Below are 22,277 nucleotides of genomic sequence, written 5' to 3' on the forward strand. Positions count from 1 at the left end.
GGTTGGAGCGTAGCATATCAACACCATCCGTTCTACAATAGTTACCTATATTATACAACATTAACGCGGTGTCGTCTTAAACAAAATTAACATAAATAGGCTGTCGAGACTTTCTCGACAGCCTGAGCATCTCCTAGTCAGGAGATGCTTCAATTTTTAGCCGGAACTGGCACCCTTCTGAAAAACGAATTTAAGAAGATACCTTCTATACTAGAACGCTATAAGTTACTGGTCTAAAATTGGTGAAGATGAATGTAGCACATAGCAATTTGATGTTTGAAGACGTGTCTTCTATTGAGCTTAAAATGTCCGAAAGATCATTGCGTTGCTTGATCCCCACCCAACCCTAACTGTCTGTCATCAAGATACATTTTTTGCAAGTCCCTCAATCTGAAAAGCTCACAAGCAATAGCTGGATGGTTGCTAGTAAATCCAGTTGCAGCATTAAGGGAATTCTTTGTGTACGCGAAATCATTGCAAAAAGAAGCTGCCGATGAATTTCATCGACAGCTCTTCTCTTTTACGCAGTATACTCCTCAATCCTATTCGCTGGACAACTCCTTGAGCGATTTGACTTTACCATGGGGATGCTGTTCTTGCTTTCGTGACTTCCAGGCTGCTTCTTTCCTTTTCTTCTGGTGAGCCATAACAGATATCCTCCTTTGGAAATTGTGATGTATACTACTTTCTTAAGTTGTCATTTCTCAGCTCTGTTCATTCATAAAACTAAATTCGTTGGATTTTTCTAATAACTCAGGGTGCAATCTGGATAAGCCAACTAGCCTTCTTGGAGGCGAGAAATGTAGCTGCATGTGGAATCGGCCTTTACCTTGCGATAAGAGGATTTAGTACATATAACTGCGCCCGCAAGATTGGAAGGAGCGGAAGAAGGCTATTTGTCGGCTGAACCGCTATAAACTGTGCTTAATTTCGATGTCGCCCTAATACCATTGGGACCTTCAATAATAATACGACCTTGTTCCGTAAAACTTGTTCCTTCCCAGTCAGTAGCCATATCCAAATAATCGAGACCCGCGCTGTTTCCTTTCCAAGACCATGCTAGATAACCTACTCCCTTTTGCTCAGCGTAACTCATAATGGTAGCCTCATCAACATCACCGCTCGTATGCTTGATGCCGAATTCGCCAATCACGAGAGCCAGATTTTTATTCAGTACATTATCCATGTTGCTTTTTACTGTAGCAGCATTTCCACCGGCATATTCGTACAAATGAATAGAAAACATCGTATTTTTAAGCGGATCTGCATTAAAGACTTCTGTTCCGTAGTCAAAAATAGATTGCGGATACTGTCCCCATCCTGCACCGTCAACCATGATTGTGTTTTTGATGCCAGCATTTCTAAGCTTGGGTATAACAGACTTGTAGCCTTGCGCCCAGCCTCCGCCATCCCATGTTCCATACCATTCGTTCGCAATATTGAGGATAACGGTGCTTTCTTTTCCAATAAGTGCACCTTTCATTTCAATCCAGTAATTCGCAATATTATTCAATACAGTAGCGCTATCAGACCCTGTACCATCATGTACTTCAAGGACAACAACCAATTTGTTTTGCTCTGATAAAGTGATTAAATTCTGTAGCTCAGACAGATTGTCTTTTGTCCATTGCTGACCATCCGACAGTACGATTCTGATGGTGTTCGCTCCCGTTCTCGCAATGGCAGGGATCGCTGCTGACTCTTGACCCTTATACCATGTATAAGCGTGATTGATTCCTCTCATTACGAACGGATTTCCGTTGGCATCGTACAGCGTTGTTCCGTTAATATAAAAGCCTGTATTCTCAGAGGTAGCATTTGTCGTCACATTTATGATATTGCTTGCTGTTGAAACATTCCCTGTTGCATCCCTGGCTTTTACGGTGAAGCTATACGTTGTATCGGCGGTAAGTCCTGTCACCGTATAACTTGTCGTGTCGGTTGAATCGACCAAGATTGTTCCATTATACACATCGTAGCTGGTAACACCTACATCGTCTGTTGAAGCATCCCATACAAGACTTACCGAAGTGTTTGTTTTGGAAAAGCTTTTCAGGTTCGCTGGTGCCGTTGGTGCTGTAGTATCAGCGGTTGATTCGACAAGCGTAAACTTCCATTTCTGCTGATCATTTCCGTTATCCACCCATTGCTGTACATTTGCCCCATCATTAGTATAACCCCCGATTACATCCAGCGCTTTACCGCTAGATTTAACGAGCAACTTATAATATCCGCCGCCGACGCTAATAATCTTCCACTTTTGATTAGATAAGTCGTTGTCTGTCCATTGCTGCACATTAGCACCATCTTCGAGAGAACCTCCAGCTACTGTTAATGCTTTACCGCTGGATTGCACAATCAGTTTATAGTATCCATCGCCAACGTCGATCACTTTCCATTTCTGCTGGGGTCTGCCGCTGTCCGTCCACTGCTGCACCTTGGCTCCATCGGCAGTGGAGTTTCCTGCTACCTCTAGGTTTTTTCCGCTATGTTGTGCTGTTAGTTTATAAATTTCACCTGAAACAATACTTGTGTCGGACGCGCTAGTGTTCACATCAATCACATTGCTTGCAGCCGACGCGTTCCCAGCAGCATCTCTGGCTTTCACACAAAAGCTGTACGCCATGTTAGCTGTTAAGCCAGTAACGATAAAGGACGTTGACGCACTGGAGCCTATTAGCTTTGATCCGTTGTAGATGTCGTATTCGGCAACCCCTACATTGTCTGTAGATTCCGTCCACTCTAAGCTTACCGTCGTATCAGATATAGAGGAACTAGTCAGACCGGAGGGCGCTGTTGGAGGTGTGTTATCCTCCGGTTCGTCGGCAGAATGCACTTCGAATTCCCAGAGAGAATATCCGTAGCTAGTAGCCCTTTCGATGCCGTTCATTCTTACATACCTTGCGTTTGTTGCTTCGAAAGATATCTTCTCTATTCCTCCCTCTCCAGTCGTAGTGGAATAGACGGTAGTCCAATGATCATTATCCGTTGATGTTTGAACTTGGAAGGACTTCGCATAAGCGGCTTCCCAGTTAAGCGTAACCCCATTGATTTCGGTAGTATTGCCGAGATCTACACTTATCCACTGTGGATCTGAATATTGTGAAGACCACCTAGTTAGTGAATTCCCGTCAATCGCAAAATCAGCCGCCTTAGTCGAATCTTCGACGGAGCTTGCAGTTGCCGATTTGGTCAGAACAAGGTTTTCGGAAGCGCTCACATTTTTGATCGGCAACAGACTAATAAGCAGACCAAACAAAACCAAACATGTTATGGTTTTTTTCATCTCAAAACCTCCAATTCATATAAATAAACAACTGATTGATTAGTCCTGCATTATTCATCTTGAAGTTCACTAATTTACCTAAATTGTCTTTTCTGGGGCGCCTCCTCTCTTCATAGCTTTCTATTCAAATCTTCATACCAGAGGCTTAATAAAGACTCCTCCTTTAACCGCTTTCATTTAGAGTTACATCACTTATTTCGCTTCGATTGATTTTCTATATCGTCCTCCAGAGATAAAATTCATCAAAGCGACCTAAAGCATATATATTTTTGTCCTCCAGCACTATTCCTTGATTAATAAAAAGTTTTAAAATCTATTTGAAAAACTCATAACAATGCGCCTGAATCATGTAAATTATTTAATTAGCTGTTATTGTAACTCCCTAAAAGAAACGTTTTTTAAAGAGACTATGAGCTGATGATCAATTATTCAGCAATGATGCAAGTGAACCGCCTTCCCACATTTCCCACTAATTCAGTGTCAAACCATCATTATAAAGATTATAGGCACCTTTGAAGGCTTACTATAAATTTTATCCAAAACAAAAAAAGCCGCCAAAATGGCGACTTTATTGGGTAACCGATTTCAACGTACTTTTACATAATAAGACGCTTCTGTAATTAGTTTTAAGATCCATTATAGGGGATATTCGCCTAATGTGCAGCTTCCGAAAAGTACAAGCGGAGTAGAACCAGACAAACTGTAAGCAGATCATTGTTCTCTTATAATCCGTGTATGAACTTAGTTATTTAATATAGGTATCTCTCCAAGCAGATTTTTTAAATTAATAGAATCCCACGGCATATGCTCCGTTATACCTAAGCCAACTACATCTGTTTCTTCAGATAGTTCTCTAATCAGATTAAGTAGTTGGGGCATTTGCATTGTTCCCGCAGGAGAATAATTATAAGGTGCTTCAGGGTTGGCGAATAATAAAGAACGAAATGCTTTTGGGTCAAGCACATCTAAATCAAGGTGAATAGCCAGATGCTTAATGCCACTTTCTTTAATCCACTCTTTTATAGATTCAGTACTGTTTGTTAACTCTTGAGCTTCTGCAGTTTTAATCCCTAGTCTTTGAATCACTTCTGTATCTGGTTCTGTTGGTGCTATACCTAGTCTTTGAAACGCTTCTGAAATCACTTCTATTTCTTGCTCTGTAGGAGTTGCTAATCCTGCGATAAAAACATTTTCTGGTTTTAGAGGGATTTTCACATGCTTTGCGAATTCCTCATCTCCTTCTCCCAACAGATTTCCGAGCGGTAATGTATGTCCGTTATCATAGCCTACATATCTAACTAAATCACTGTGAGCATCGATCCAAATTAAACCTAATTCCCCACCATATCGTTCGTTTAAATAGGCAAATGGAGCTTGTTCCACTAAGCAGTCACCACCAAACATTACAATGCGATCTGGCTTATGAGCATCAATGATATGCTGAGCAGCCTCTAATTGTTCAAGTAGCTGTGTTCTCCCATTCATACCGTTTTCGTTTTCAAGTGGAGTTCCATCATAAGCTTGAACTGGAACATGAATAAGGGGTTGATCATTATCCGGAGCTAGCCAAGCAAGCAGTTCGGCTCCAAAAGAGTAATTAGGATTGTTTCCCCCTTGCCATTGTGGCATTAACAGGCGTATTGTTTTTTTAGTCATGTTATTCTCTCCTTTACTTCAAAAGTAAGGTTAGTATAAACTGAACACAAATAAAAACGTAGTACGCACTATTTTGATAGGTACTACCCGAAAGGATATTGTTACCATGAGTATGGCTGAATTTAAAGGTAAAGTTAAAAATATTCAAGATACACCTTTTGGTTATACAGTTTCATTGATTGGTGGTAAATGGAAAATGGTTATTATTTATCTTCTAGCCGAAAACCGAACCGTTCGCTTTAATGATCTGAAAAGACAGATAGGGGCTATTACTTATAAAACATTGAGTTCACAACTAAAAGAATTGGAAGCGGATGGTCTGGTAAATCGAAAAGAATATCCTCAAATTCCTCCTAAAGTCGAGTACAGTCTCACAGATAAAGCAGAAACGCTATTACCTGTTTTGGAAGGATTATGTGAGTGGGGAACAAAAAATCAAAATAGTTAAATCCAGTTTTCTACTAAAAAGCCTATATGCGAAAAGTATGCTGAAGATGCCGTATTCCTTATTCTCCAACGGAAGAGACAGCATACAGCCGTTCTGCAAATTCTATTATCTTAATTATCACTTCAAGCCAGATTTATCTTCCGAATCACTTCAAGCGGAACCTTCGGTTTTCGGTCTTCCGTCAACAACCCGTTGACTTCCTGCTGTACATCGGTCACCTGTGTATAGCAATAGCCCGAGAGATAGGGGGTCGCTTTAATTGCTCCGGTGATTGCACGGAAACGTTCGATAAAAGCTTCGACTGAATAAAGGAAATGCTGTTGTTTACGGTGCTTTCCTTGTCCTGATATCGCCCCAAAAACTCTTCGCCCGTTTCCACATAATCATGAAGAGTTAAAAATATCCGAGACCCTATGCTCCCATCCGTCATTGGTAACCACCGGACGATACGGATCAATCGTCTTCGTCAGATGATAAATGGTTTGCGTGAACTGCTGCTGCCTTACATCATGTCCAATGGTCGATATGCCCCACGATTCATTGAACGGGACCCAAGTTGTGATGCTTGGATGATTGTACTGCTGCGGTACGATTTCCAGCCATTCCTTCGTAAAGCGGCTAACCGCTGATCATTGAACTCAAAGGTCGACGTCATTTCTGACCAGACGAGCATGCCTTTCACATCACACCAATATAAAAAGCGTCAATAATATTGTATTAAATTATTAATTTTGTATTAAATACCGATCATGTTCGATTTCTCTGGTTCAAGAACCCATAGGAAAGACAGCGATTATTGAGCCGAACCCTGTACAAAAAAGCACACGTTATTTCCTTGCTTTATGCAATAAAAAGCCACTGATCTTCGGATTAAGACCAGCGGCTGATGCTCTCTTCATTTTAAACTTTCTTTAATACCCATACTCCATACGGTTCCAAAGGTACGGTACCCGTAAGCCTGCTACCGGAAAGGAGCTCCTCCGTCTCAACACTCAGTTTAATCTGAGCCGTTTCTCCGCTGTAATTCAGTAGAAATACCAGCTCTTCTTGTACATCCGCGCGAATAGCGACTTCTACCGTCGAAGGAGCTTGACACCAGCCCGCAAGCGGAGATGCCACCGGCAGCTGTCTTAGAAGCTCAGCCGCTATCGGTAAGTCAAAAGCTGCGCCCCAATAGTAGACCAGTCCCTCGCCGACACGGTTGACGGTCAAGGCCGGTTTCCCTTCATAGTAGCTTGATGCGTACTCCGCGAGTACTTCTACCGTGTCAGCATGAACACTCATTATATCGTTGAAGCCTGGAGCACAAAAATCAAGAGCTTGATCCTTAAATCGCACCGATACAGGTGATGCCGTCCCATTTATCATCGTAAAGTCCTCTACGTGAACGCCGCTCATTGCGGCTGCTGGGCCTGGGAGTGGCTGTATACGGCAGTGACCGAACTCGTTCTTATAACCGGTGCGGCAGCCGAAGATCAGGATGCCCCCATCCTCTACATATTTCTGTAACATAGCTGCCGTACTGTTTCGTAGGATCGCCGGATGCGTGTATACCAGCACCTTGTAATTGGCCAGTTCCCGCAGCTGTTCTGATTCCATACCCGGACGGATTGTAACCATATCCGAAGGTATATGTCCATACTGCAGTGCCTTGTACCAGCCGAGCTCACTTTGCTTTGTCAAGGGACCATACCATTTATCCAACTCGCCATCCCACTCGTTATCATAATCGCGAAGTAGAGCAACCTCTGCCACGTAGCGTTTGCCAAGAATCCGTCCTCCAACCTTTTGCAGCTCCTTTCCGACGCGGCCTGCTTCTGCGACCCGACGATTCGGCTGATTGTGATAATCATTAATTCCATGCCAGTACATTTCTGTACCAAACGTTGCCGTTCTCCAGCGGAAATACAAAATCATGTCTGCCCCGTGAGCAATGCTTTGGTAGGTCCACAATCGCATCTGCCCCGGACGCGGGGATGGCATCTCCATCCTGTTCACCCATCCTCCCGGACCGGATTGCTGCTCCATCACGCAGAAATTTGGTGACATCCCTCTGACGTTACTTAAAGAAAGCCCCCACTTGCGATCCAGCAATGGCATCTCCCCTTGGTCCGGATAAATGGTACTGAATTGAGGGTAAGAATCGTACGAGAAAAAATCAAGTAATTGATCCGTCATCCTATGACTATCCAAATGCCCGAATACACCGTTGGTTGTCACCCACTGATTAGGCGCCACTGACCGAAGGATGTCCACTTGTAGTTTGGCAAACGAAATGGTGTTATCGGATATAAACCGTTTCTCGTCCAAAGACTGATGAGGGTTCGTTGACCCGGATACGGTTGGACGAGTTAGATGAACCTGCTTCCAGCTGTCATAAGTTTGATTCCAGAATACAGCACCCCAGGCCTTGTTGAGCTGCTCCAACGTACCGTATTTTGCCTCTAGCCAGCGTCGGAAAGCCTGATGATCTGCCTCTGCATAGAAGACGTTTATCTCGCAGTTCAGCTCATTATCAATTTGCCACCCAATGATGGCCGGATGATCTTTGTAATGTTGTGCCATCTCTCTTGTAATACGTGCGCAAAGCTCTAAATAAATGGGACTACTGTAGTTATAATGCCGACGCTGACCATGTTGGAACGTGACCCCCTCCATGGATACGTTCAGCACCTCGGGATACTTATAAGTAAGCCATGCCGGTGGCGTGGCTGTTGGAGTGCCCATGATCACTTGAATTCCGCTTGCATCTGCCTGCTCCAAGAAACTGTCAAACAGCGTGAATTCGAATTTTCCTTCCTCCGGCTCGAAAATCGACCAAGCAAATTCTCCAATCCGAATGATGCTGAAGCCCAGTTCCTTCATTCTTATGAGATCGTCCGACCACAACGATTCGTCCCAGTGTTCAGGATAATAACAAGCTCCCAAATGAAAGCGATCTAAAGATAAGGATTTCGGCATGCTCCAATTCTCCTTCAGTAGAAGTGATAGTACAAAAATGTGATTCTCTGATAATTGTATCTATTGTAATATAAGAATAAATGGATTAGAATAACTCGATTTTGCTAATTGAATTACTTTTTTGCTAACTTACTCAAGGAGATGGATACATGATTAAAATAGATTGTTATCTTCCTTCACCCATTCTAAATAAAGGTATACTGTTTCCCGAATCGTTAGGACATTACATGAACTTCCCCAATCATGGGGAGCGAAGGAATGCAGGATTACTGAAAGAATACAATTTACATATCATTTTTGCAGGCAAAGGCGTTATTGTGCATGATGGGAAGGAAATCGAGCTTACCCTTGGCATGGGCTTTCTTTTCGGCAAGCATACGACGCAGCAATATCGAACTAAACCCGAGGATCCCTGGGATGTCCGATGGATTCATTTTGACGGGCAAGATGTAGATTCGCTATTACAAGGTCGAAGCATGCACGAACCGTATCTGTTCTCGCTCCACCGGCCAGAACGTTTAAAACCGCTGATGGAAGAAATGTTGCAACTTGCCCAAGCTTACCGTCACGACTATGATGTAAGGATCTCTTCCCTGCTTTATGAAATTCTTCTGGAGATCGTCCACCATTCCAACCAAATTTTCGGCACCTCTCCCGGCGGCACCGTCCATGAAAGGATTCGTCATACGGCGGAATATATTCGTGTGCATTGTCGGAACATGCTCGATTTGAAGACAATGGCTGCGACGTCAGGTTATAGCTCCTTTCATTTTAGCCGGCTCTTCCATCAGATCATGGGCAATACCCCAGCTCAATATTTACTCCAATGCCGAATAACGTTGGCCAAGCATCTCCTTGTATCCACGGCACTCACTGTAAAGCAGATTGCACTGGAAACTGGCTTTCATCAAAGCAGCTATTTTATCAAGAAGTTTCGGGAGCAAACAGGTATCACACCGGAGCAGTTTCGTCAGCTAAGAAGGATGGGTTAGTACAATACAAGAACTCCTTCAATAGCTGGGCATGTGTGTATGGTAGCGTACAAATCGAAAACACAAATTTTGCAGTTGAATAAAAGAACAAGCGGCCGCTTAGGACGCTTGGTTAACATGTCCTACGCTACCGCTTCTGTTATTGTTTTTTATTTCGCTTATATTTGGGATTAAATTGTCTGTTTGGATATCGATCCGAAATATTCTACAACTACCTCACGGAATTCCAGAGCAGCCCGCGAAATATACCGACTCCTGTGCCATAATAAAGCGATCTCCCGTACCAATTCGTGATTTTCTACTTGGAGATATTTAAGATGTTCCCGTGAATTCCTTGCCGTGCTTGGTATGAATGCTATGCCAATTTCAGCTTCCACAAGCGTACTAAGCCTTGCAGGTTCATCCCCCTCATACACATATTTAGGTACAAATCCTTCCGATTTGCATACTGAGTCCACTAAATCGCGAGTACCGTAGCCACTCTTTACACCAACAAACCATTCATCCCTTAGATCTGTCAATGTTACACTGCTTCGATCTGCCAGCCGATGCCCCTTTGGAACAGCTACAAGGATTGGGTCGATAAACACGATCTGGCATTCGATGTTATCCCCCTCTATTGGAGGTGAGGACAAGCAAAAATCGACCTCGCCTCTATGAAGAAGCGTTACCATTTCCTGTGTGGTCAGCATTTGCACATGAAAATGAATATAAGGTCGCTTTTTCCGAAACTCTCGCAGGATATTGGGTAATGTGCTTGCGGTGGTCACCGCCAATTCGAGAGTGCCATATTCCGGGCTGGATAAAACGCTAAGCTCCTGCTTCCCCTGCTCCAATTCAAATAGAGCCCTCTCTGCACGGTGAAGGAATCTGCTTCCGAACTCATTCAATCGCAGTTTCCTCCCTGTTCGATCGAATAGAGGAACCCCCAGATCTTCCTCCAGACGCTGAATCGTTTTGCTCAGCGACGATTGAGTAACGTGCAGACTTCGTGCAGCTTCGGTCACATGTTCCAAACGAGCTACCGTCAGAAAATATTGCAGTTGAAGAAGTTCCATTATGCCCTCCATTCATTCCCTCAAGTCAATGAGATTATAACATCAAATGCGTTGGAATAAATAATTGATTTCAAGTACGATGACATTAATTCGCTATGGGGGGACCAGAAATGAGCGTTCGCAGCTGGTGGTTAATGATTTCAGTTGGTCTAGGGATACTATTGAACCCATTAAATTCTTCGATGGTTTCAGTTGCTATTCCAAGTCTACAAAATGTGTTCCATCTTGACTTTACAGGTGTTTCCTGGATTATTTTTTCTTTCTACATTGCAAGTAGCATCGCTCAACCTGTCATGGGAAAAGCCAGCGATTTATTCGGTCGTAGGGAAATATTTCTTACCGGGCTTGTTGTAGCCTTCATTGCATCATTATTAGCTCCATTATCACCAAATTTCGGGTGGCTCATCATGTTCCGCATTGTGCAATCCATCGGAACAAGCATGATGGTTGGAGTTGGAATGGCTATTGTTCGAATTCATATTACAGAGAAACAAGCAACTGCGTTGTCTGTTTTGTCCATATTCCTATCTGGAGCAGCAGCAATTGGCCCCTTTATTGGCGGGATCTTGATTCATTGGTGGAATTGGCCTGCTATCTTTTTCATCAATATTCCGTTTGTGGTGGCCAGCTTTGTATTGGCTTGGAGGAATATTCCTAAGGACGAACTGCCAACATCCGTAGCACGCAACATGTCTTTTCGTAAATGGTTTGATTTGATTGATGCAACAGGGATCCTGCTCTTCACATTGGGGCTGGTTGCCCTGCTCGTTGGGTTACTCTCGGCAAAATCATCTGGGCATATCTCATTAGGAAATGTCATTGTCGGGCTGATAGGCTTCGTTGCGCTGGGGGCATTCGTACGACATGAGTTAAAAGCGACATCACCCTTTATTCCTTTACGCACATTCGCCAGTTACCCTGCGATGATTTGGATTAATGTCGAATTCATGCTCGTTAACGTACTATATTACTCGCTCTTTTTCGGGCTTCCGTCCTACTTGCAAATGGTACGTCATGTCAGCGAGTTCCAAACAGGCATTCTCATGCTAAGCTTAGGCTTGTGCTCGCTAATTACTTCTCCCATTGCAGGACAATGGATCGATAAATCAGGACCCAGATCGGCATTGCTGGTGTCCGCAATTCTGATGACATTGGGGTCAGTGTGGCTCGTGACATTGAATCCAAATTCACCGGTTATCAGCGTGTGTTTGGCTTTAGCTGCATTCGGTATTAGCAACGGTTTGAACAATGTAGGTATGCAAGCAGCCCTGTTCCAAAGTTCTCCAAAAGAAATAATCGGTGTAGCATCCGGATTATTTAGCACATCAAGATATCTGGGAACCATTATCTCTTCATTATTGATAGGTATCGTAATGGGAGGTACATTTAGCTTCAAGGGATTTCAAATGCTTGGGATTATCCTCACGGTAATTGCATTGTCTTTGGTATTCATAAGTCGGCGGCACCAGAAGCCAGCGCAATTGCATGAGTCATAGGTTCACCAAGTTCATAATTCAAACCACAAAAGCCGTAAATCTCCGGGGTTATTGGAGACTTGCGGCTTTTGTGGTTTGTTCAGATTACCCCAAAGCCATTTGAAAGCTTTGGGGCAGTTTCCCTATTTTGAACTCGGAGCCTGTTATTAATGTCTAATGTAAAGATTAGGTGGACATTATCCCATCTCCGTCTGTTACTAGTAAGTTCGCTAGCTCTGTTTCCAGCATCGCTTTAACGGTTTCTGGATTTTCTTCAAAAGGAAGTTCTAACGAGATTTGCAATACGTTCTCCACATGCTGAACAGTAAAGAAAATGATTGAATCCCGATAGATGACCCTCTCTTCTGGCTCGATATTTTTAAACAGCTGATATTTATCCGACGCTTCGCCAAGGTAATTGAACACAATAGGTAGCTTATTCAGGCTATGCTTCAGATACTGGTTAGACTGCGGATACAACGATGCCATTTCACCATTGTATATGAGATTTAGAAAATTCAAATTATGCGATACGGCCAACTGCATAGTATTCCTGATCTCATGTCCATGTTCATCCGCGTCTGTAAGCAGTACAGGGATTTGATCTATAAATTCACCTATAATATCAAAATACTGCTTGTCCTCATATGCCCGGCCATAATTGGTCAGAAGAATAGGAACCTCGTCCACTTGTAAATATCTGCGGAAAAAGCGGTTAGCCAGGCATATAGCCAAGTCCCACATGTGTCCGACCGCGTTGGAGTCATTCCAATTTGCAAGTTCTACTGTCACATCTGTGCCCGTTGTATGGTTGCGCTCATCAATTGCGAGAACTACAGCATCCGAAGCAGCTGCAAATGCGGACAAGCGAAATTTGTCGACAATCTCTTGATCACCCATGCCCTGAGGTCCTTTGCGGACCTGACTCACATAATCACGGTAGCTTCCTGCTAGTTGCCCTTTTACATTGCTCATGTCATCATATGCACGGTACAACTCACTCTTAACGACCTCTCCGCTCATGCCATCATAGATGAGATGTGAACAAGGGAGCAGCAGCAAATGATCCCGTAAATTGAGGCGAACAAGCGCAATACGATATAACAAGTTTCCGGTTGTTTCATAAGGGTTCATAAAGAATGCAGGCAATATATGTGAGAGTATACGATTTTGCATCTCTGCACCGTAGTTCGATAAATCTATCATTGGAATGTCCATGCGCTCCTTCATAGACAACATTTCCCACTCCCATCCGACATCCGTTTGTACCAACACACTTCTAAAGAGTTCATGGCGCTCTATCAGCCGTTGTATGATTGCAGATAACCGTTCTACGTCCAGCAGGTAACTATCAAAAGGAATGACACCTCCTGAGGATTGCGGATGCTCCAAATGATAATGCTGAGCGGGAGCAAGCGCATATCGTTGTAAAGGTTCTCCTGCCAGCATCGTGCTGTTCCATTGGTCATTCAACCGCAGCAGATGTTCCAGACATTCCTCAGCATGCCGCTTCACAGCTTCATCGTCTACCATCGTATCTGTGTATAGCATTTCACAGTCAGGTACTTGAGCAGCTGCTTCAAAAGGAAGCAAATGATGTGGATGAAGGTCAGGATGAAAGCGTGACGAAATGACTTTCTTCAGGGCCTCTGCTTGTATAGAATCGAAAGGATCTATGTGCAAAGTTAATTGATCTCGCCCTTCAACAGTTGTTGATTGGAAATGAGCATATACGTCATAAGCCTTTTCGATGATGTCAATTGCTTCGGCAATATCACGTGTTAACATATCCGGCATTGAAGTGTCTGCTCGCATATACTCTGACAATTGGCGAATAGTCTGATATTGAAACACCTGATTAATCCCTATTTCAATGCCAACAGCCTGAGCCTGTGAAACCAATTGAATGGCTTTCAGGGAGTGTCCGCCTAAATCAAAATAGTTATCATCAATGCCAACAATACTGACACCCAGATTTTGCTTCCAAATATCTACCATATGCTGTTCCATGCCGTTTCGCGGGGCTGCATATTCAACACCTGTTTGAATGTCTCCGTCCGGCGCAGGAAGCGATTTACGATCAATTTTTCCGTTAGTGGTCAACGGCATCTTCTCCAATTGAACAAAATAGCTTGGCAGCATGTACATCGGAAGATTGGGAACCAACGCTGTTTTAAGTTCCTGAATGGTCAGATCGCTATCAGCCACAAAATAAGCACATAAATCTTTTTGTCCTGATTCATTCTCACGAGCAATAACCACCGCTTTACGGATCGCAGGCAGGTTCATTATTTGCGCTTCCACTTCTCCAAGTTCAATTCGGTAACCCCGAATTTTTACCTGATGATCCATCCTGCCTAAATATTCAATATTTCCGTCTGCCATCCATCGCGCCAAATCTCCTGTGCGGTACATACGTTTTCCTGGTTTGAAGGGGTCTGCTATAAATTTCTCATCTGTCAGCTCACGATTTCCCATATAACCTCGCCCTACTCCATCACCACCGATGTAGATCTCGCCTGCAATTCCTATCGGAACCAACTTCCGATTCATATCCATAATATATACGTGCTGGTTAGCCATTGGCTTGCCAATCGGCACCGTATGTGTCCAAGCTGTCATCGTTTCCCCGTCAATGTCGTATGCAGTTGTGTCTACACAGCACTCGGTAGGACCATAAACATTAGTTATTTGCGGACGATATCCGGGTCGGGTGCTCAAAAATGTTTTAACGAGATGACCGGGCAGCGCCTCTGCTCCAAAAATAAAATGCTGTACATTCAGGTCTGCAACGGAGTCTTGCATTTCCGTCAACATATGCATGTGTGCCGGTGTACCATCAGTAAAATCAATCCGTTGGGATCTGAAATAGTCAGCCAAACGATGACCATTGGTGCTAATCTCTCTCGGCACCACGTGAAGCGCATGCCCGAGAAGCAGGCATGGGAAAATTTGTTTCACTGATGCATCAAATACATACGGCGATAGCCATGCCATCCGCATTGGCGATTTGTATTTCTTATATACTTGTTCTCTAAATGCGGTTGTCATATTAACGACATTAGAGTGTTGAATCATCACTCCTTTGGGTTTGCCCGTCGTACCTGAGGTATACATCACATAAGCCAAATGGCCAGGGTCACAAACTTCAGCCAAGTTAGAACAGTCTTCTGCGGATAGCCTGTGACTATCAGGTGAAATGACCAGCACATCCGACGGTACCTTCGCGGCCATTTCTGGCATGGCAACCATAAGCTTAATATGGCTGTCTTGTAACATATAGAGCATACGTTCCTGCGGAAACTCAGGGTCGATAGGTACATATCCCCCACCAGCTTTTAAAATACCAAAAATCCCTACAATCATTTCGATAGAGCGCTCCATAATCATTCCGACCAATTGATCCGCCTGGACTCCTTCTGCTCTTAGCACGCGAGCCAACTGGTTTGCACGCACATTTAATTCGTTATATGTGATCTGGCTACCACCAAAAACTACAGCTACTTGATCTGGAGTCTTCTCTACCTGTTCTTCGAATAATTGATGAATGGTTTTTTCACATGGGTAATTCACCGCGGTATTTCCCCAAACATCCAATATCATTTCGATTTCCTGTGGCGTAATGATCTCAATTTCAGAAAGCTTTGTCTGTGGTTCATCTACAACAGCTTTAATCAACTGGATGAAGTGATCGGCCATTCGTTTAATCGTACTTCTCTTGTACAGGCTGTCGGCATATGTGAAGCTGAAAACCAAACCTTCAGAGCTTTCCATGGCCGTAAGTGTCAAATCGAATTTTGCCATATTCTGTTCGCCTGGGCACAGAGTAACCTGCAAGTCTTGGAATTCCGTCGTACCAGAGTCCATGTTATCTAGCTCAAAAAGAGTGTCGAATAACGGATTTCGGCTCAGGTCCCTTTGTACATTCAGCTTCTCCACCAGCAATTCAAACAGATAATCCTGATGCTCAAAGGCATCAAGCACCTGGTCCTTTACTTCCTGAACATATTCGTAAAATGACTTGTCCCCTTCAGGAAAGCTCCGCAATGCAAGCGTGTTGACAAACATGCCGACGACAGGCTGCAAATCGTGATGCTGTCTACCTGCAATAGGTGTTCCAACAACGATATCCTCCTGACCGCTGTACTTGAACAATAGGGTCTTGTATGCCGCCAGTAACACCATAAATAAAGTAGCTCCCGCCTGCAAACTGATTTGTTTCAAACCACTCACGTCCTGAGGTGAAATGGCAAAGGAAACAGTGCTGCCCGAAGTGCTACGTGTTGCAGGTCTTTCAAAGTCGACTGGGATACCCAAAATCGGAATGTCGCCGCTCATTTGCTTGAGCCAGTATTCTTCTTGTTTTTCCATCCATGAGCTACCAATGTCTCCTTGCTGCCATACCGCATAATCCTTGTATTGAATTCGCAAGGCCGGCAACGTTTTTTCTTCATATAGTGCGGGCAGCTCGTTCAGCAATATACTCATGGATACACCATCTGAAATCACATGATGCATGTCAAACATAAACCAATGGCGCTGTGGAGATTCTTGTAACAGAGCAGCTCGAAGTAACGGTGCCTTCCCAAGATCAAAAGGTCTGATAAATTGTCTCATCATTGCTCTTGCTTCGTTCTCGCCATGTCCCTGCATAACCTCCAAATTGAAATCGACATGGTCGTGAATCCGTTGTACCAATTTATCATCTACGAATTCAAAAGAGGTTCGCAATGTATCATGACGCTGAATTAATTGCTTAAGCGCTCTTTCTAATCTTAAAAAATTCAGTTCTCCTTCCATCAAAAGCATGGCAGACATATTGTAGTTATTCATGCTGCTCAAAACGTATAGTCTATTTTGAGTTATAGATGCTGGATAACTGTCTCTCAATTCGGCAACAGGAATCGCTGCAAATGGATTGGGAGACAATTCATGAACAGCCTGCGCCATTTGCTCAATTGTTGGAAAGTCAAATACATAACGCAACGGTAGCTCAATATTCAGTTCTTTGTGAATTTTTGCGGCCAACGCAGTCGCACGAAGTGAATGTCCGCCAATGGCAAAGAAATTATGATGAATCCCAACGGACGGAACGCCGAGTACCTCTCTCCAGATTTGTGCTAACTTCACCTCCATGGCAGTGCGTGGCGCTGCATATTCTGCAGTCAAATCAGCATGTTCCTCGAATGCTGGCAGTGCCTTTCGATCAATTTTTCCGTTCGGTGTCAGCGGCATGTTCTGCAGCTGTATAAAATACGACGGTATCATATAGTTCGGCAATTTTTCATTCAGCAAATTCAACATCATACTGCCGCTGATTTCTTTTTCAGCTACGTAGTAAGCAGCCAAATGGTAGTCTCCCTGCTGATCTGCACGAGCCATGACAATGGATTCTTTAATACCGTCCACCTTGATAATTTGCGCTTCAATCTCACCGAGCTCGATCCGATACCCGCGGATTTTGACCTGATGGTCAATCCTACCCAAATATTCAATGTTCCCATCTGGCAACCATCGTGCCAAGTCACCTGTACGGTACATTCGCTCATAGCCAACTTCCTCTGCTGCAAACAGATTGGCTACGAATTTTTCTTTTGTCAGCTCTGGACGGTTCAGATAGCCGCGTGCCAGCCCCGGACCGGATACACACAGCTCACCAGGGACTCCTGCAGGTGAAAGATTTCCATGTATATCCACCATATACACGCGGTGATTAGGTACAGGCCGTCCGATGGATATGATTCCACCTGGCTCAGTATTTTCTCTCGATACCGGCCAATGAGATGTTGCAACGGAATTCTCGGTAGGACCATACGCATTGTAGTAATCCACCCGGTCCTTCCATTTGGACACCAGTTCCGCGTTAGAGGCCGATCCTGCGGTAAGTAGAACACGCAAATCGGGCATGCGGTCCGGGTTCAGGTATACAGCATAAGTTGGCGGTAGCGTTGCAATTGTAATTCGACATGCTGCCATGTATTGCTCGAAACGTTCAAAATTCAAAATAGTCTCTGAGGAAGGGATATACAATGTCGCTCCACACAGTAATGACTGGATTATTTCCGAGCATGATGTATCAAATGAATAGCTGGCAAACATGATAACCCGATCAGACAAGCCAATACTCAACTCTTGCTTAAAGTAGGTTTTAAGATTACTAAGACCGTGATGCTCAAGCATCACTCCCTTAGGCTGACCCGTCGTTCCGGACGTGTAGATGACATATGCCAGATCGTTTGGTCCCGATACAGCCTCCAAATTCGAACCGTTCTGATGGTATACGGACAGTATTTCCCCGCGTACATCCGCTTTTCTTGTATCGGAAGCGACCCCGTCCTGTTCACCGTCAAGCACCAACACCTTGCCTCCAAACAGCACCTTTTCCGTCAAGTGCTGTTGCGTTAACAACAGTTCCGTACCTGAGTCATCCAGCATGTAGCGGATGCGTCCCTCCGGATAGGTTGGGTCTATCGGGATATATGCTCCCCCCGCCTTCAAAATTCCCAATATGCCCACTATCATATCTACGGAACGCTCTGTCATCAGACTAACCAGACTATCGGCTTTAACGCCATAGCTGCGTAAAGTACGGGCCAACCGGTTAGCGCGCTCGTTCAATTCATGGTAGGTCAATTGTTGGCCTTCAAAATATACAGCTGTCTGATCCGACGTCTGCAAAACCTGTTCCTCGAACAGTCCGTGAATTGTTTGTTCACGTGGATACTCTACCGCGATATTTCCCCACACCTGGATGATCTGCTCGCGCTCCTGCTTAGTCAACAGATCCATTTCCTCAATTAAACTACCCGGATTCGCTGTAATTTGATCCAGCAACCGCAGTAGATGTCCTTGGATCTGCGACACACTCTGATGATCATATACCTGGGCATTGTAGATAAAATCAATTCGTAGCGTATCTCCCTGAAATACTGTGATACTTAAATCATAGCTTTCTTGCTCAGTATTGACCCCTTCCAAATTAGTCTCAAACACCATTCTATGGCCAAAGAGTGCCAGTTGATGCACTGCCGTTGTAACCATTTCAGACATTGGCAAATGTTCATATACCGCAGATTCATCGGTTTGCTGCTGCACTTTTCTCATCAACCCGATAAAGTTCGCTCCTGCTTCGGTTCGAATGCGAACGGGCAAGGTGTGGTTACCCAGTCCAATTGAATGCCTCGATTCCAATATATCTGTCAAAGGACTAGACATGGAGCAAGCGAATACCACATCATCTGTACCGTTATACTTTTGCAATAAAATTCCCCAGGCTGTCTGCAGCAGCGTATTTATCGTCACCTGCTCATTCAGTGCAATTCGCTGCAGTGCCAATGTTCGTTCAACTTCCAAATTAATCTCCAGATGCTCTGTCTGATATGGACTGCGCCCCATCAGATTGGCATATGGCAATTGAGGTGCTTCTTCATAGCCTTCGAGCAGAGTACTCCAGTAGCGAGAAGTCTTTAGGATGTCCCTATGTTTTTTTAGAATCCCTTTGTCTTCTTCCGAAATCAGCGCCATTTCGCCCAGTTTTGTATTCGGATCGGCTACAACGGTTTTGACCAACTGTACAAAATGCCTTGCCATGCTTTCTACCGTTTCCCGTTTAAACAAAGATGTAGCATACAGAAATTGGAGCTGGATAGATGCTTCCTCCTCACTGACTTCAAGCGTCAGGTCGAATTTCGCAGAAACCTGCTCTATCCCAAAAGGGCGGAAGAATAACTTGTCCAACTTCACTTCCTTTTTCTCCACATTCTGCAATACTAACATCGTGTCGAACAACGGATTACGGCTCATATCTCGTTTCAGGTCGAGCTTTTCCACCAGCTCCTCAAACGGATAATCCTGATGCGCATATGCTTGCAGTGCACACGTCTTGGCGTCCTCAATGCAGTTATAAAACGTCTGTTCAGCGTAAGGATGACTACGTAATGCGAGCGTGCCGACAAACATACCGAGCATAGGCTCCAGGTCAGCATGTGGTCTACCTGCAATCGGAGTACCGACAATGATGTCTTCCTGCCCTGTGTAATAATGAAGCAATGCTGTGTATGCAGCCATGAGTACCATGTACAGCGTAGAATCCGTATGCACCGCCAGTTCTTTTAAACACTGAGTCAATTCCTGTCCCATTTCAAATTCAACAGCGTCACCTTCCGTACATCGTGTTGCTGGACGCTCAAAATCAGTTGGCAAATCCAGTTGAGGCAAATCGCCACTAAATCTATTCAGCCAGTACTCTCCCTGACTCTTTATTCGCTCCTGCTGAGTTTTGCTATGCTGCCACACAGCATAGTCTGTATATTGAATACGCAGCGGAGATAATACTTCACCGCTATATAAGCGGGCAAAATCACCAGCCAATATTTCAATGGATACCCCGTCTGAAACGATGTGGTGCATATCAAGCATCAATAAGTGCTGCGGCTCCTGTCCTTCTTCGTCCAATCCCAATTTGACCAGCTTTACACGTAGTAACGGAGCGATCTTCAAGTCAAATGGACGAACAAAGGAACGGGCATGTTTTTCTGCTAAATTCTCAAGCATAAGTTCATTGGATTCTGTCCGCAGTTCTGATATTGTGGCATATTCCAACTCAAAGTGAATCGTTTCGTGAACCCGCTGCATCGGCACACCATTTACCAGTTCAAAGCTTGTCCGGAGGGCCACGTGACGTGAAATTAATTGATGGAATGCCTCTTCCACCTGCTTTACATCTATCGGACCGATTATTCTCAGTGCTGATGTGGTGTTATAGCTTATTCCATCCGGATCCAGCTGGTGAAGCACATACATCCGTGTCTGTGCGAAAGAAAGCGGGTAAGTGTCACGTTTTTCCGTCACCGGAATGGATGCATATGTGATTTGAGCCTGTTCTTCAAGCAAGGCGGCTAATTGTTCAATCGTCGGTGCCTCAAATATGTTTTGCAAATCCATCGGTTTGTTTAAATCTTTACGAACTCTAGAAGTCAGTGTAGTCGCCCGCAGCGAATGACCACCAATTTCAAAGAAATTTTCGTTGATGCCTACTTGCGGTAGACCCAGTACATCCTTCCAGATGTCTGCCAATTTTATTTCCATCCACGTTCGCGGTGCAACATGGTCGGCCAAACGAACTTCTGGTATCGGTAGCGCCTTACGGTCAATTTTACCGTTTGGTGTAAGAGGTACGTTCTGCAATTGAATGAAGTGAGAAGGGACCATATAAGTCGGGAGTTCTTCATTTAACATCTTGCGAAGCTCGCTCCCCGTCACTTCCCGTTCCGCCACATAATAAGCAACGAGTTCGTGTTGGTTTTGGCTATTTGCATGTGCCAGTACGATGACCTCTTGCATGCGATCTGCCTTCAGCATAGCCGCCTCAACCTCGCCCAGTTCAATCCGGTAACCGCGAATTTTGACCTGATGGTCAATCCGACCCAGGTACTCAATGTTGCCTTCAGGCATCCATCTCGCCAGGTCGCCTGTCCGATACATGCGTTCATAGCCCGCTTCCCCACCTGTAAACGAATTAGCCACAAATTGTTCAGCCGTTAATTCCGGACGGTGCAGGTATCCGCGTGCCAGTCCTGGGCCGGATACGCACAGTTCACCTGGGATTCCTGTCGGTGCAAGTTGCCCATGTGCATCGACCATATATACGCGGTGATTTGGTACAGGACGTCCGATTGAGACGGATACCCCTACTTCGGAGTCTCCTGGTGCTGGCCATACAGAGGTTGCTATAGAATTTTCCGTTGGACCGTAGGCGTTAACATAGGTCACACAGTCTCTCCATTTGCTGACTAGCTCAGTGCTGGTCGCCGATCCGGCCGTAAACATGATGCGTAGTTCTGGCATTCGTTCAGGGCTCAAGTATATGGCATAGGTTGGGGGCAGCGTTGCAATTGTAATGTGATGATCCGCCATATACTGCTCAAACTTGTCATAATTGAGAATGGTTTCTGATGTCGGGATACATAAAGTGGCCCCGTTGAAGAGCGCCTGAAGCATTTCCCAGCATGCCGCATCAAAGGAAAAGCTGGCGAACGATACAACACGGTCGGAACTGCTGATCCGCAATGTCTCCCTGAAATACGTATGCAGATTGCAGAGTCCACGATGCTCGAGCATGACTCCCTTAGGCTGACCAGTCGTTCCAGACGTATAAATCACATACGCTAGGTTATGAGGACCGGATATAGCGTCCAAATTCGTACCATCCCTGTGATATACGGACACGGGTTCTCCTTTTGCTTCAGCCGTACTTGCATCCGCAGTGGCTTCGTCCATTTCTGCATCCAGCAGCAGTACCTTGCCCCTAAATTCCACTTTTCCAACCAAATGCTGCTGCGTTAACAGCAGTTCCGTACCTGAATCGTCCAGCATATAACGGATGCGGTTCTCCGGATAAGT

General features: G+C 44.6%; 9 protein-coding genes and 1 pseudogene. 3 read left to right on the forward strand and 7 right to left on the reverse strand.

Annotation, left to right across the window (positions count from 1 at the left end):
• Positions 1–542 precede the first annotated feature (542 nt).
• The 3 genes from ACWA2B_RS27325 to ACWA2B_RS27335 all read right to left on the reverse strand — a co-directional run bounded on the left by ACWA2B_RS27325 (position 543) and on the right by ACWA2B_RS27335 (position 4,942).
• Positions 543–647 (reverse strand): DUF6254 family protein, encoded by a 105-nt coding sequence (locus ACWA2B_RS27325; protein WP_023988604.1) that lies wholly within the window; start codon positions 645–647, stop codon positions 543–545.
• Between the two features lie 245 nt (positions 648–892).
• Entirely contained in the window at positions 893–3,286 is a 2,394-nt protein-coding gene (locus ACWA2B_RS27330) for a cellulase family glycosylhydrolase (protein WP_165150622.1), read from the reverse strand.
• Between the two features lie 741 nt (positions 3,287–4,027).
• Entirely contained in the window at positions 4,028–4,942 is a 915-nt protein-coding gene (locus ACWA2B_RS27335; protein WP_069011336.1) for an arginase family protein, read from the reverse strand.
• A gap of 106 nt (positions 4,943–5,048) precedes the next feature.
• Between ACWA2B_RS27335 and ACWA2B_RS27340 the strand changes: the two genes are divergently transcribed.
• The gene (locus tag ACWA2B_RS27340; RefSeq protein ID WP_029518466.1) at positions 5,049–5,390 is read left to right on the forward strand and encodes a winged helix-turn-helix transcriptional regulator; all 342 of its coding nucleotides are present in this window, start codon (positions 5,049–5,051) and stop codon (positions 5,388–5,390) included.
• Between the two features lie 122 nt (positions 5,391–5,512).
• Here ACWA2B_RS27340 and ACWA2B_RS27345 read toward each other — a convergent pair.
• Both ACWA2B_RS27345 and ACWA2B_RS27350 read right to left on the reverse strand, forming a co-directional pair.
• Positions 5,513–6,093, reverse strand: a pseudogene (locus ACWA2B_RS27345) (glycoside hydrolase family 2 TIM barrel-domain containing protein); the annotation flags it as partial.
• 197 nt (positions 6,094–6,290) lie between these two features.
• The gene (locus ACWA2B_RS27350; protein WP_449292839.1) at positions 6,291–8,351 is read right to left on the reverse strand and encodes a beta-galactosidase; all 2,061 of its coding nucleotides are present in this window, start codon (positions 8,349–8,351) and stop codon (positions 6,291–6,293) included.
• Between the two features lie 149 nt (positions 8,352–8,500).
• Between ACWA2B_RS27350 and ACWA2B_RS27355 the strand changes: the two genes are divergently transcribed.
• Positions 8,501–9,343, forward strand: coding sequence for an AraC family transcriptional regulator (locus ACWA2B_RS27355; RefSeq protein WP_449292840.1), 843 nt, complete (start codon positions 8,501–8,503; stop codon positions 9,341–9,343).
• A 170-nt stretch (positions 9,344–9,513) separates the two neighbouring features.
• On the opposite strand, the gene ACWA2B_RS27360 is transcribed toward ACWA2B_RS27355, so the two are convergent.
• A complete protein-coding gene (locus ACWA2B_RS27360; protein WP_449292841.1) occupies positions 9,514–10,401 on the reverse strand; it encodes a LysR family transcriptional regulator in 888 nt (295 codons plus the stop codon).
• 110 nt (positions 10,402–10,511) lie between these two features.
• Between ACWA2B_RS27360 and ACWA2B_RS27365 the strand changes: the two genes are divergently transcribed.
• The gene (locus ACWA2B_RS27365; protein ID WP_449292842.1) at positions 10,512–11,897 is read left to right on the forward strand and encodes an MFS transporter; all 1,386 of its coding nucleotides are present in this window, start codon (positions 10,512–10,514) and stop codon (positions 11,895–11,897) included.
• Positions 11,898–12,062: 165 nt separating this feature from the next.
• Here ACWA2B_RS27365 and ACWA2B_RS27370 read toward each other — a convergent pair.
• The coding region (locus ACWA2B_RS27370; RefSeq protein WP_449292843.1) for an amino acid adenylation domain-containing protein at positions 12,063–22,277 on the reverse strand (10,215 nt) is incomplete at its 5' end.

This window comes from Paenibacillus sp. CMM36, from assembly GCF_053570945.1.